The organism is Georgenia sp. SUBG003 (genome assembly GCF_000715355.2).
Classification (GTDB): Bacteria; Actinomycetota; Actinomycetes; order Actinomycetales; family Actinomycetaceae; genus Georgenia.
Map to the genome: position 1 here is coordinate 2,400,216 of NZ_CP180204.1, position 12,671 is coordinate 2,412,886.

11 protein-coding genes, 1 tRNA gene and 3 pseudogenes are annotated in these 12,671 nt (G+C 73.8%); 5 read left to right on the plus strand and 10 right to left on the minus strand.

All coding sequences use genetic code 11. The annotated features are described in order from the left end of the window. The first annotated feature begins 20 nt into the window (after nt 1-20). The 3 genes and pseudogenes from DA06_RS12050 to DA06_RS12060 form a co-directional block, all read left to right on the plus strand. Nucleotides 21-1,067: a methionine ABC transporter ATP-binding protein gene (locus DA06_RS12050; RefSeq protein WP_043500375.1), complete on the plus strand. Its 1,047-nt coding sequence runs from the start codon at nt 21-23 to the stop codon at nt 1,065-1,067. Continuing rightward, the gene (locus DA06_RS12055; protein ID WP_043500376.1) at nt 1,064-1,726 is read left to right on the plus strand and encodes a methionine ABC transporter permease; all 663 of its coding nucleotides are present in this window, start codon (nt 1,064-1,066) and stop codon (nt 1,724-1,726) included. The genes DA06_RS12050 and DA06_RS12055 overlap by 4 nt, the downstream gene beginning before the upstream one ends. A 192-nt stretch (nt 1,727-1,918) precedes the next feature. Continuing rightward, nucleotides 1,919-2,311 (plus strand): annotated as a pseudogene (locus tag DA06_RS12060) (universal stress protein); the annotation flags it as partial. A 376-nt stretch (nt 2,312-2,687) separates the two neighbouring features. Here DA06_RS12060 and DA06_RS12065 read toward each other — a convergent pair. Further along, nucleotides 2,688-3,992 (minus strand): annotated as a pseudogene (locus DA06_RS12065) (nicotinate phosphoribosyltransferase); the annotation flags it as partial. Nucleotides 3,993-4,085: 93 nt separating this feature from the next. On the opposite strand from DA06_RS12065, the gene clpS reads away from it, so the two are divergent. Next, on the plus strand, nt 4,086-4,394 hold the full coding sequence (clpS, locus tag DA06_RS12070; protein WP_418607827.1) for an ATP-dependent Clp protease adapter ClpS: 309 nt from the start codon (nt 4,086-4,088) through the stop codon (nt 4,392-4,394). A gap of 160 nt (nt 4,395-4,554) precedes the next feature. Here the strand turns inward: clpS and DA06_RS12075 are convergent, their stop codons facing one another. The 4 genes and pseudogenes from DA06_RS12075 to DA06_RS12090 form a co-directional block, all read right to left on the minus strand. Continuing rightward, nucleotides 4,555-4,890 carry a laccase domain-containing protein gene (locus tag DA06_RS12075; protein ID WP_418607829.1) on the minus strand — a complete coding sequence of 112 codons (336 nt, stop codon included), beginning with the start codon at nt 4,888-4,890 and terminating at the stop codon, nt 4,555-4,557. Next, a pseudogene (gene ftsZ, locus DA06_RS12080) lies at nt 4,887-6,198 on the minus strand (cell division protein FtsZ). Before ftsZ ends, DA06_RS12075 begins: the two are co-directional and overlap by 4 nt. 191 nt (nt 6,199-6,389) lie before the next feature. Further along, on the minus strand, nt 6,390-6,770 hold the full coding sequence (locus DA06_RS12085) for a cell division protein FtsQ/DivIB (RefSeq protein WP_052436681.1): 381 nt from the start codon (nt 6,768-6,770) through the stop codon (nt 6,390-6,392). Between the two features lie 19 nt (nt 6,771-6,789). After that, a complete protein-coding gene (locus tag DA06_RS12090; protein WP_418607830.1) occupies nt 6,790-7,149 on the minus strand; it encodes an FtsQ-type POTRA domain-containing protein in 360 nt (119 codons plus the stop codon). 116 nt (nt 7,150-7,265) lie between these two features. Here DA06_RS12090 and DA06_RS12095 point away from each other — a divergent pair. Beyond that, nucleotides 7,266-7,339, plus strand: a tRNA-Pro gene (locus tag DA06_RS12095). Between the two features lie 130 nt (nt 7,340-7,469). Here the strand turns inward: DA06_RS12095 and DA06_RS12100 are convergent. From DA06_RS12100 to DA06_RS12120, 5 genes are all read right to left on the minus strand, one after another. Continuing rightward, nucleotides 7,470-8,105: a TetR/AcrR family transcriptional regulator gene (locus DA06_RS12100; RefSeq protein WP_418607831.1), complete on the minus strand. Its 636-nt coding sequence runs from the start codon at nt 8,103-8,105 to the stop codon at nt 7,470-7,472. Nucleotides 8,106-8,205: 100 nt separating this feature from the next. Then, on the minus strand, nt 8,206-8,337 hold the full coding sequence (locus DA06_RS12105; protein WP_418607833.1) for a hypothetical protein: 132 nt from the start codon (nt 8,335-8,337) through the stop codon (nt 8,206-8,208). A 360-nt stretch (nt 8,338-8,697) separates the two neighbouring features. After that, the gene (locus DA06_RS12110) at nt 8,698-10,587 is read right to left on the minus strand and encodes a hypothetical protein (RefSeq protein WP_418607835.1); all 1,890 of its coding nucleotides are present in this window, start codon (nt 10,585-10,587) and stop codon (nt 8,698-8,700) included. A 603-nt stretch (nt 10,588-11,190) separates the two neighbouring features. After that, entirely contained in the window at nt 11,191-12,105 is a 915-nt protein-coding gene (locus tag DA06_RS12115; RefSeq protein WP_043500401.1) for a D-hexose-6-phosphate mutarotase, read from the minus strand. 12 nt (nt 12,106-12,117) lie between these two features. After that, nucleotides 12,118-12,570, minus strand: coding sequence for a hypothetical protein (locus DA06_RS12120; protein ID WP_043500403.1), 453 nt, complete (start codon nt 12,568-12,570; stop codon nt 12,118-12,120). Between the last annotated feature and the right edge of the window lie 101 nt (nt 12,571-12,671).

Sequence of the window (12,671 nt, forward strand, 5' to 3'; positions counted from 1 at the left end):
GTCCCCGGGAAGATGGGCGCATGAGCCCGATCATCCGGTTCGACGGCGTGCACAAGACCTTCGGCGACGGGCCGAAGGCGGTGCACGCCGTCGAGGACGTCACCCTGGACATCGAGAACGGCGAGATCTTCGGCGTCATCGGCTACTCCGGTGCCGGGAAGTCGACCCTCGTGCGCCTGATCAACGGCCTCGAGCGCGCCACGTCCGGCACGGTATGGGTGGACGGCCACACCGTCTCCGCCCTCAGCGAGAAGCAGCTGCGGCCGCTGCGCACGGACATCGGCATGGTGTTCCAGCAGTTCAACCTCTTCTCCTCCAAGTCCGTGGCGGAGAACGTCGCCTACCCGCTGCGGGTGGCGGGCTGGGACGCCGTGAGGCGCCGGGAACGCGTGGCCGAGCTGCTGCGGTTCGTCGGCCTCGCCGACAAGGCGCAGGCCCGTCCCGCCGAGCTCTCGGGCGGGCAGAAGCAGCGCGTCGGCATCGCCCGCGCCCTGGCGAGCAGCCCCAAGATCCTCCTGGCCGACGAGGCGACCTCGGCGCTCGACCCGGAGACCACCCGCGAGGTGCTCGGCCTGCTCCGTCGGGTCAACGCCGAGCTGGGCCTGACCATCGTGGTCATCACGCACGAGATGGACGTGGTGAAGTACCTCTGCGACCGCGTCGCGGTGATGGAGCACGGCCGCGTGATCGAGATGGGAGCGGTCTACGACGTGTTCTCGAACCCGCAGCACCCGGCGACCAGGCGGTTCGTCGGTACGTCGCTGCGCGACCGGCCGAGCCCGGAGGTGCTCGACCGGCTCGCTGCCACCCACCCCGGCACGCTGGTGACCGTGGGCGTCCAGGAGGACACCGGCTCCTCCGCGCGCATCATGCGCACCTTCGCCGACAACGCCGTGGACGGGGCGATCGTCTACGGCGGCATCACGGAGATCGGCGAGCGGCCCTTCGGGTCGCTGACGCTCTCGCTGACGGGTCAGGCGACCTCCATCGGACAGGCGCTCGCGGAGCTGCGCACGTTCACCGACGTCCAGGAGTATCCCGCTCTCACGGGGAGGGAGCGCGCATGAAGTTCGACTGGGCGAACGACTGGCCCGTCTTCCTCGAGGCCTTCGGGCAGACGCTCTACATCGTCGGCCTGTCCCTCGGCATCGGCGGGGTCGTCGGGCTCCTCCTCGGCCTCGTGCTCTACACGACCCGCCGCGGTGGCCTGCTGGAGAACCGCTACGTCTTCACCGGCCTGAACGTGCTGGTGAACCTCGTGCGGCCGATCCCGTTCGTCATCTTCATCACGGCGGTCGGCCCGCTGACCATCGCCCTGACCGGTTCGCGGATCGGCACGGAGGCCTTCATCGTGCCCGCGGCGATCATGACGTCGTTCGCGACGTCACGGATCGTCGAGCAGAACCTCGTGGCGCTCGACCCGGGCGTGATCGAGGCCGCCCGGTCCATGGGCGCCTCTCCCCTGCGCATCATCCGCACGGTGATCATCCCCGAGGCTCTCGCGCCGCTGATCCTCGGGTACACCTTCATCTTCGTGGCGGTGGTCGACATGTCCGCCCTCGCCGGCATCGTCGGCGGCGGCGGCCTGGGTAACTTCGCGCTCACCCAGGGCTACCAGCGCTTCGACTGGGTCGTCACGTACGTGACGGTGCTCGTCATCGTCGTCCTGGTTCAGCTCGTGCAGTTCCTGGGGAACTTCCTGGCCCGCAAGGTGCTGCGCCGGTAGTCGTCCGTCACCGGAGGGTGCGAGCACGCCCACGCGCGGTGCCGGTCCGATCGCGCCCGCCCGTGCCGGGGGCGGAATACGCTCGTCGGAGCAGGGCACGGCCGCGCCCTGCCTCCCTGCCGCTGGACGGCACGCACCGATGAAGGTGGTCGCGATGGAGATGACCCGCCAGGGCCGCCCGGCGAGGTCACGATGAGCTCCGAGGCCCCCTCCCTCCGCCGCCCGGTGGTGGTCGGCGTCGACGGCTCGGCGAAGGACGAGCCGGTCGTCCTGTGGGCCGCCGACGAGGCGCACTGGCACGACGCCGACCTGCTGGTCCTGTACGCGTACGACCACGTCGCGCCGCTCCCGACCGCCTACGCCGCCGGCCGGCGGGTCACGCTGGCGGCGCGGGAGTGGGTTACGGAGGTTCGCCCCGGCCTTGCCGTGCGGGCGCGCGAGGTGCTCGGCGACCCCACGACCGCCCTGCTGGACCTGACCCGCACGGCGTCGATGGTGGTGCTCGGTCACGGAGGACGCGGCCGGCTCACCGGCTCCGTGCTGGGGTCCGTGTCACGAGGCGTGGTCAGCCGGGGCCACGGCACCGTCGTGGTCGTGACCGGCCGCCGGGGCGCCCCGGGGGCGCCCGTCACGGTGGGGCTTGACCTCCCGGCCGACGGAGCCGCTCCCCTGGCGTTCGGTCTCGAGGAGGCGGCCCGGCGCGGCGGGGCTGCGCGTGCTGCACTCCTCGGCGGGAGCGGCACCGCGGGCCGGGCGCAACGGGCTCGACGCCCTCCTGGCACGGGCGCACGAGCGGTTCCCCGCGGTGTCCGTGGAGCTGGTCCGGTCCGTCCTCGACCCGGCGGAGACCCTGAGGGACGAGGGCGCGCGGTCCTGCCTGCTGGTGGTCGGCCGGCCACGGCACGGCCCGGCACGCGGCCCGGACTCCGTCGTCCAGGCGGTCCTGGACGCCGCCCCTGCCGTCGCCGTCCGCCAGCCGGCGTACGGGCAGCTCCGCCCGCGACCGCAGGTGCCGCTGCGCCGCCGCCGCGAGGGCCCCCTCGCCCCGGTGCTCCTCCACGATCTCGCCGCCCCGGACGAGCTCCACCTGGAGCGGCCGGGCCCCGGCCCGCGCCAGCTCGGCCAGCCCGTCCTCGAACGTCCCGCAGGAGACCACCAGCTCCTCGGCCGCGCGGCCCTCCTCGTCGGGCACGCGGCCGGCCACCTTCAGCCCGCCCACAGACTCCTTCGACGCCGACGCCTTCGCCACCTCGTCCATCCGGCCGTCGGCGCCCTCCCGGGCGACCAGCTTGTACACGAGCTCGGCGGTGGGATGGCCGGAGCCGGTGACGAGCTTGGTGCCCACCCCGTAGGAGTCCACCGGGGCGGCGTTGAGGGCGGCGATCGCGTACTCGTCGAGGTCGGAGGTCACGGTGATCCTCGTGGTCGTCGCCCCGAGCTCGTCGAGCTGCTTGCGGACCGTGAACGCCTGCGCCACCAGGTCGCCGGAGTCCAGGCGCACCGCGCCCAGCTCGCCGCCGGCGGCCCGGGCGGCCGCGACGGCCCGCTCGACGCCGCGGGTGACGTCGTAGGTGTCCACCAGCAGGGTGGTGCCCGGCCCCATCGTGGCGACCTGGGCGGCGAAGGCGGCCTCCTCGTCGTCGTGGACGAGGGTGAAGGAGTGCGCGGCCGTGCCGATCGCGCGGATGCCGAACGACCGGCCGGCCTCGAGCACGGACGTGCCCGCGAACCCTCCGACGACGGCGGCGCGGGCGGCCGCGACGGCAGCCTCCTCGTGGGTGCGCCTGGCCCCCATCTCCAGGCAGGGACGGCCGTGGGCCGCCGTCGTCATGCGGGAGGCGGCGGCGGCGACGGCGCTGTCGTGGTTGAGGATCGACAGGATGACCGTCTCGAGCACGACGGCGTCCGCGAACGTCCCCTCGACCGTCATGACCGGGGAGCCGGGGAAGAAGCACTCGCCCTCGCCGTACCCCATGACCGAGCCGCCGAAGCGGTACTCGCGCAGGAGGTCGAGCGTCTCGTCGCCCACGACCCCCGCCCGCGAGAGGTAGTCGATCTCCTCCGGGCCGAAGCGGAAGGCCTCGATCGCGTCCAGCACGCGGGCGGTGCCGGCCACCACGCCGTACCGGCGGCGGGCGGGGAGCCGCCGGGTGAAGACCTCGAAGATGCTCCGTCGTTCCGCGGTGCCCGAGCGCACGGCGCCCTCGATCATCGTCAGCTCGTACATGTCGGTCAGCAGCGCAGTGCTGGTGGTGGTCCTCCGCATGGGGTCACGGTAGCGGTGGTGCCACCGTGCCGCCGGGGCTGGGGCCGTGGACGACGTCGGGCGGCGCGGGGGCCACCTCGTAGTCTGGGTTCCGTGAGCGTTACCCGGGTGGCGTCCGCCCCCGCCGAGCAGGAGTCCACGGCCCAGGACCGCGAGGTGGTCCCGGACCGGGTCTGGCGGACCGTCGTCTGGGACGACCCGGTGAACCTGATGTCGTACGTGACGTACGTGTTCCAGACCTACTTCGGATACGACGAGGCGACCGCCAGCCGGCTGATGATGCAGGTCCACACCCGCGGCCGGGCCGTCGTCTCGACGGGTCACCGCGAGCAGATGGAGGTGGACGTGCAGGCGATGCACGGGTTCGGGCTCTGGGCGACCCTGGACCAGGAGGGGAAGTAGTGCAGGCCTTCCGCCCGGTGCCCGGCGGCTTCGCCTCGCGGATCGACGACGTCGAGCGCACCATCCTCGCGCGCCTCTTCCGCGACACGGCCGAGCTTCTCGGCACGCGCTTCGACGACGGCGGTGCGGGCCCGGCGGTCCGGCCTGGCGGTGGCGCCGGTCACGGCCGCCCCCGGGCCACGAGGGCGTCGCACGCCCCCGCACCGGCCCCGGACGCCGCGGTGACCTCCCGGACGACGTTGCCGTGCACCTGGTCCATCCACACGATCCGGGCGCCGACGGCGACCTCGAGCCGGGCCCGGTTCTCCGCGACGGCCTCGGGGTCGTCGCCCACGTGCGGTCCGAGGTTGAGCCCGCCCGTCCCGGCGGGACCGGCGAAGGCTCCCGTCGACACACCCCCGGCGCGGGTGGTGAAGACGCCACGCGCGCCGGGGCCGAGATCGGCGGTCCGGAGCGGGACGCCCGCTCCGGCCTCCGCCGGCGGGCGCCCGCTCACTTGAGGAAGTCGGGGATGTCCAGGTCCTCGTCGCGGCGCCGGGCCGGCTCCTCGTCGAAGACCCGCGGGACCTCGTAGGAGCGCTGCTGGCGGGGCAGACCGTCCTCACCGATGAAGGCGGGGACACCGCCGCCCGCGGTGACCGGCGCAGGCTCGGGGGCCGGGACGGCCCCGGGCGTGACGGCCGGGCCGGGCACGGGCGCGGCGCCCGGCGTGGGCAGGGCCGCGCGGTGCGCACCGGCCTCCACGGTCTCGGGGGAGACCGCCGACGCCGCCGGGGCGGGTGGCCGGCTCGGGCGCCTGCGAAGCCACCTGGCCGACGGCGCGCCCGCCGAGCTTGTTGTGCGACCCGGCCGGGCCGGTGCCCTCGTCGAAGCCGGCGGCGATGACGGTCACCCGCACCTCGTCGCCGAGGGCGTCGTCGATGACGGCGCCGAAGATGATGTTCGCCTCCGGGTGCGCGGCCTCCTGCACCAGCCGGGCCGCCTCGTGGATCTCGAACAGGCCGAGGTCGGAGCCGCCCTGGATGGACAGCAGCACGCCGTGGGCGCCGTCGATGCTGGCCTCGAGCAGCGGCGAGGAGATCGCCAGCTCCGACGCCTGGACGGCGCGGTCCTCGCCGCGCGCCGAACCGATGCCCATGAGGGCGCTGCCGGCGCCCTGCATGACGGACTTGACGTCGGCGAAGTCGAGGTTGATCAGACCCGGCGTGGTGATGAGGTCGGTGATGCCCTGGACACCGGAGAGGAGGACCTGGTCGGCAGACTTGAAGGCGTCCAGGACGGAGACGCCACGGTCGGAGATGGACAGCAGGCGGTCGTTGGGGATGACGATGAGGGTGTCGACCTCGTTGCGCAGCGCCTCGATGCCGGACTCGGCCTGGACCCCGCGCCGGCGCCCCTCGAAGGTGAACGGCCGCGTGACGACACCGATGGTCAGCGCGCCGAGCGAGCGGGCGATCCGGGCGACGACCGGCGCGCCGCCCGTGCCGGTCCCGCCACCCTCTCCGGCGGTCACGAAGACCATGTCGGCCCCGCGCAGGACCTCCTCGATCTCCTCCGCGTGGTCCTCGGCGGCCTTCTTGCCCACCTCGGGGTCCGCGCCCGCGCCCAGCCCGCGCGTGAGCTCACGGCCGACGTCGAGCTTGACGTCGGCGTCGCTCATGAGCAGCGCCTGCGCGTCGGTGTTGACGGCGATGAACTCGACGCCCTTCAACCCGACCTCGATCATGCGGTTGACGGCGTTCACGCCGCCACCGCCGATGCCCACCACCTTGATCACTGCCAGGTAGTTCTGCGGTGCCGCCACGTCGGTCCCTCTCGTCGTCCTTTGGCCAGCCCAACCTTCAACCTCTACTTGAGGGTTAGACTTATGTCATTTTCTGCCACTGGTGACGCTAGGTGGCCGCGGTGGCCGGGGCAACGACCGGTGGTGGTGTGTCGCAGGGTGTCCTGCGTCGCCCGGCGTGTCGGCGGCGGCGTGTCGCGGGCCCGGGGGCGTCAGCCGCTGGTCGTGGGCGACCGGGGCACGCTGACGTCGTAGACGCCCGCCGGCTGCTGGCGGAGCACCAGGAGCACCTCCGCCTTCAGCTCGCTCTCCTCCGCGCTCCCCCACCGCACGGTGGCGCCGTCGGCGAGGGTGAGCGTCACCCGGTCGGCGGACTCCGCGCCGGCCTCGGCCACCTGGCCGAGCAGGTCCGGGGGCAGCACGCCGAGCACCGTGAGCACGGCGTCGAGGGCCTGCGCGGTCTCGTCGGACGTGGACAGCGGCACGGTCACCTCGGGCAGGTCGCCCGGCGCCTCGGGGACGGTCGTGACCTGGACGCCGTCGTCGTCGAGCAGCACCCAGCCGCCTCCGGCGGGCGCCGACGCGACGGGCACGCGCGCACGACCGTGACCGTCAGGCCGTGCGGCCAGGACCGCGCGACCGCGCCTCCTCGACGGCCGGCACGGACGCCACGCGGCCCGCCACCTCGCCGGTGTCGACCCGCAGCAGCGGCGTGCCGATCTCGGGCTCGACGGCGGCCCGGACGAGAGCCGGGTCGACGTGCCCGCCGACGCCGTCGATCTCGATCCGCTCACCGTCGAGAGCGAGCAGCGGCGAGGCCAGCACCACCCAGGCGAGCCCGGCGAGCACAGCGACCGCCGCGAGGGTGATCCCCACCCGCCGCAGCAGGAGCCGCCGGTTGGCGGCCGCCTTCTCGGCGCCTGCCGGCCCGAGGCCTCGCTGCTCACGCTCGTGCCCCGGGTCTCGTGACACCCCCGGCCGCCGCAGCCACTGCCCCGGCCGGCCGAGCTGCCGCCGGCGTGCGCCGCGTCACAGCGGGTGAGTTTCACGAGCGGGGGTCGGCTCCGCTATTCTGATGCGGTTGCTTCCGGGGTGTGGCGCAGCTTGGTAGCGCGCTTCGTTCGGGACGAAGAGGTCGTGGGTTCAAATCCCGCCACCCCGACGGAAGGAAGGGCCACCGCCCTGCGGCACGCAGGGCGGTGGCCCTTGTCGTACCCGTACGGACCGCACGGCGAGCGCGGAGAGCCCCGTGGACGCCCTCCCGGCGTGCGGCCGAGCAAGGACCGCCGGCGCTACGGGCGGAGCGCCCGCAGCTGGGCGTCCACCAGGTCGCAGACGTAACGGTCGAGATCGGCACGCATCTCGGCCGCCGTCTGGGTGGGCGCGACGAGGATGTGCACGAGGATCGCGCCCTCGATCGCCTCGAGGAGCGGTCGCGCCGCGGTGCCGGCCGGCAGCTCGCCGGAGGCCACCGCCTCCTCGACCTGCGTCGTCAGCCCGCACACGCCGCGGGAGAGGTCCACCTCCCGCAGCTGCCTGAGATCCTCCGGGTTCGCGGCGGCCGCGGTGCAGAGGCTGGCCATCGCCGGTCCGTACTCGCCCAGCAGCAGCTCGGCGCGGGCACGGGCGTGCGCGACGAGCTGGTCGCGGATCCCGAGCCCGTCGGTCTGCGGCAGGGGCACCCGTTCCTGCAGGTCGCGCAGGGCGTCGAGCAGGAGCTGGCTCTTGTCGCTCCAGCGGAGGTAGATCGACGACTTCCCGATGCCCGCGTGCGACGCGACGGCGTCTAGGGTGAGACCGGACCAGCCGCGGCGGCCGAAGAGCTCCAGCGCCGCTCGGTAGGCACGTGGTTCGGTGTCGGCGTGCCGGGGTCGTCCCGGTCCGCGGCGGAGCAGCTCGGTGGGCTGCGGGGCAACCACTTCAGTCATCTCGGGTCCCTCGGGTCTGCGCTGCCCCCATCAGCTCGCGTACCTTTCGGCGGGACACTACCCGGCCCCGGACGCGCCTGGGCCGTTTTGACGCAGGCCGTTACAGCAGCAGGAGCAGGGCCACCGCGACGACGACCACCAGGAGCACCACGATCCCCAGGGCGACGCCCGGCCGGGGACGCCGGGGCTCGGGAAGTGGCGGACGGTCTCCGTCCTTCACCGGTTCCGACATCGCTCCTCCTCCCGCCCGCGGCGCCGGGACATGGCCTGGCCCCAAGTGTCGGCCGAGCGCGACGACGACGCAACGACGCACCCGCCGTTCGCCCCGCGTTCACCCACCACCACACCTGCCGGACACCTCCGGTCCCTAACGTGTCGGCGACACCGACCTTCTCCGAGGAGCCGTCATGCCCAACCCCGACCTCGCGTCGCCTCCAGCTGCCCCCTCATCGCCGGCCACGGCACGGGGGCGCTCCGCCCTCACCTGCCGCTACCGCTGCGGCGATGCCTGCTTCCACGAGGTTCCGAACGCCTCCGACAACCCCCTACTTCGGTGACGTGGCGGCGAACGCCTTCTCGCGCCGCAGCGTCCTCAGGGCCGGCGCCGTCGTCGCCCTCGCGGGGGGCGGCCACCACGGCGCTGGGCCGCCAGAGCGCCGCGGCGGTGGGTGGCCGGGCCGGCCGGCCCGGTGCCGCGAGCGACCTGGGCGAGCAGGCGCGGGCCGTCCTTCAGCCCGGAGCGGAGGTTCTCCAGCCAGTAGGACGCCGTAAGGTCCCGCCACGAGGGCACGACCGACGCGGCAAGCCCGGCCGTGAGGTTCCACGTCGAGATGACGTGACGCTCGCTCTCCCCGACCCCGAGGAACAGGGTCGGAGGCGCCGAGGGGAAGTGGCTCGGGTCGGCGGGGACGGGCACCGCGGGGCCTTTGACGCGCACGACCGTCGACGTGCCCCGGATCCGGCCCATCTCCCTGCCGTAGGGGTCCGGCACGGGCGGGCCGATCCACAGTTCGGAGTCCAGCGGCGGGAGCCCTCCGCCCGCCACCCAGGCGTGCGCCAGGGCGACGGCGTCGAGGCGTGCGTCGCGGGGCGCGGTGGCCCTCGGCACGGTGAGGCGGGCGAGCTCCCGGGCACGCTCCGGCGGCACGGGCTCGAGCCGCAGCAGGGCGAGCAGCAGGTCCAGCTCGCCGTAGCGGGCGCGGGCGCTGCCGTAGGTCCGGAGCCGGTCCAGCAGGTCCTCGAACGTCACCACGCCGTTCTCGAGGCTCGGCGTGCTCAGCAGGCACGGCACGTGACCGGCCAGCAGCTGGGCCTCGGAGAGTCGGGCCACGAGCAGGGCACCGGCGGGCGTGACGCCTGTCCACCTGGCGGAACGGGACCGGGGCTCCTCGGACGTCGGAAGGGTCTCCCGCAGCTCCCGGACCAGCTGCTCGTGATCCTCCTGGCTCCAGCGGAACCGGTCCAGGAGCGCGCGGCTGACCAGCCCGGCGTCGAACACCCGCTCGCGGCGAAGGCCGGCGTTGAACGTCCGGATCGCTTTCCGGTGGCGGGGAACCGAGGCGACGTAGCACGCGAGCAGCGCCTCCTCGCCGGCGGCCCCCGGCCTCGCCTCGACCGCGGAGAACGCAGCGGTGAACGCCTCCAGGCCTGCGCCGAACAGTGGCTGCCGTCCGGGCGGGGGCGCCGGCGGGAGGGAGTCCCAGAGGTTAGGTGTTCCGAGGGCCGCCGGGCCGGGCCGGGTCGACGGAGCACTGGCGTCGAGCTCGCGCAGCATCTCGGCGGCGCGCTGGCCGATCCGCAGGTCGTCGAGCTCGGCCGCGGCACCGAGGGCCGTGACCAGAGATCCCTTCGCGTGGACCGGCGTGGCTCGCCGGCCGCGGCCCTGCTCCGCCGTCGCCACCCTCACCGCTCGCGCGAGGTAGGACATCAGCTGTGACCGCTGCTTCTTCTCCCTGCGCGCGAAGACGACGAGCGCCAGCTCCTCCAGGTCCTCGTCGGTCAGCTCCGACTCGAGCAGCGCGTCCAGGAGCACGGCTGAGGCCGACCCGTGCCCGGCGGAGACGATGCCGAGCGCCAGGGCGTGCCGGTCGGCAAGGTCGGCGGGCCCCAGACGCAGCGCGCGCATGGTCTTCGCGAGGTACTGCTGCTCGGCGGGCCGCGGGTTGGCCGCCAACCGGGTGAGCGCCTCGTCGACGGCCTCCTCGCGGGGCACGATCCCCTCGTCCACCAGGGCCGCAAGAACCGCCGGGTGCTGGGCGACCGGACGCAGCTCCTCGACGGGCTCGAGCAGCGGGCGGCTCACCCAGTGCGGGGCCACGCGACGGAACAACGGGTCGAGCCGGCAGACGGCGGTGAAGTCGTCACATCCCTCGGCGCGGTAGTCCCGGACCACGACGGCACCGTCCTCCCCGAACCAGGGCTGGGTCAGCGGCCGCGGCTCCCCGCGGAAGATGAAGGTGCCGTCCCACTTTCCCGCCGACATGGCGTAGTACTCGCTCCACGCCTGGACCAGGCGCGGGGGTCACGGGCGGGTCGATGCCGAGGTGGACGATCAGCGGCAGGCACAGCACGGCCACGCCGCGCCGCTGCCACGCGAAGCGCCTCTCGGTGGTGAGGGCCGTGAGGACGAACTCCTCGGCCCAGGCGGGCCCGCGCGCCGCGATCGTCGAGAGCAGGACGACGGGGTCGATCTCCGCCGCGTCCCAGGTCATCCGGTCCGCCGCGGCGCCGCCGGTCGGCACGAGCGCCAGCACGGCCCGGGCGCGGAGCACCGTCTGCCGGTCGACGAGGTCCCGGTCGGAGCGACGCTCCTGCGGCGGGTGCGGCACCCCCGAGGTCCCGACGGCGGTGGCGAGGACGTCCCGTTCGGCAGGCGGGAGGGCGTCCAACCAGGCGTCGAACATTCCTGGGTCACCGGCGGCGACGATGCCGCCCAGCTCGTCGAGCAACCGGTCCATGCCTGCCTCTCCGCGGGAGCGACGACGCGCCTCTCTCGCACGTCGGACGACGTCCGAAACGTAGCGGAGGGCGCGGCGTCCTGGCCGCGGAACGAGCGGGCGAGATGCGGCAGTGAGCCGGGCCGCCGTCAGGCGCGCGAGGCGACGGCGTACCGCGCCGTCATGGTGTGGCTCTCCCCCGGCCCGAGCGTGACGGCGTCCGCCAGGGCGTTGGCGACCTCCACGCACACCATGGTGGGCCACTCGGCGTCGTCGAAGTCGGCCATCGCGGCGGCCTTGGCGGTCCACGGGTTCCACACCACGGTGTCCGCCGAGCCGGCCTTGACGGCCGTCACGGTGCGGGCGAGCGCCGGATCCACCACGGTGGCAGCGCCGGTCGAGTGGTAGACCCGGTCGGTCTCACCGGTGAAGGTCACCGGACCTACCTGGGTGACGAGCTCCTTGCCGGCGCCGGCCACCTTGTCGAGGTAACGCACGCCCTCGAGTCCCTCGACGGTCACGGCCGTGACGTCCTTGACCGTCAGGTAGGCGTGCAGGGCCTCCTCGAACGAGTACTCCATGGTGCCGGTGTTGCGGACGGACAGGGCGAGGGTGAGGTCGGAGCCGAACGTGACGGTGTGCGTGAGCTCGAACGGCTGGGTGAAGTGCTCGGCGCCGGGCAGGCCGACGACGTCGGCGTCGGTCAGGCGCAGCGTCAGCGTGACGGCACCGAACGGGTCGACGTCGGCCCCGACGAGCGTGAAGTTGGCGAGACGGGCGAAGCCGTGCGCGGGCGAGAGGCCGGGCTCACGGCCGGCACCGAACCAGGGCCAGCAGATCGGCACTCCGCCGCGGATCGCCGTGCGGTCCGCGAACCTGCTCGCCCGGCTCATCCAGATCACCGGGTCCTGCCCGGCGGGCGTCCACGCCGTCACGTGCGCGCCGTGCAGGTACAGCTGACCCGTGGCGACGGGCGTGGAGACGTCGAGGACGGGAAGCCCGCCCCTGCCCTCGGCGAGCTTGACGGACGAAGGCAGATCGACGGCGAGCGGTGTGGAGGTCATGTCTCGGGCGCCTCAGCTCTCCAGCTGACGCGCGTCCTCCTCCTGCTCGTCGATGTACGCGGAGAGGATCTCGGTGGACAGCTCGTCGATGCGGGAGTCGATGTGGGCCCGCTCGCGTGCGGCCGCCTTCGAGCTCATCGCGGACAGCAGCGGCAGGGAGGCTTCGATCTTGTCGAGCTTGGCGCGCCATTCCTCGGCGCGGCGACGCTCCCGCTCGTCGTCGGCGGACTGGCGCAGGTACGCCACCTGGTCGCGCAGCGCCGCGACCCGCCGGTGCAGGAGCTCGGGGCTCTTCCCCGCCGTGCGGGCCTCGGCCATCTTGCGCACCTGGTTCTGGACGGCGTCGAAGACTTCGGGGTTGCTCTTCCGCATCTCCGTCAGGGTGGGTCCGTACTTCTGCACGACCTTCACCACGGCCGGCCCCGCCACCGCCGCGAACTTGATCAGTGCTCCGAACTTGCCCATGGTCTCCCTCCCTGACGACGTCCGGCTTCCAGCCTGCCACGCCCGACCGCGCACCGCCGTGTGACCGGCCTCCTTGCGGGTGCCGCTTACCCTGGGAGCAG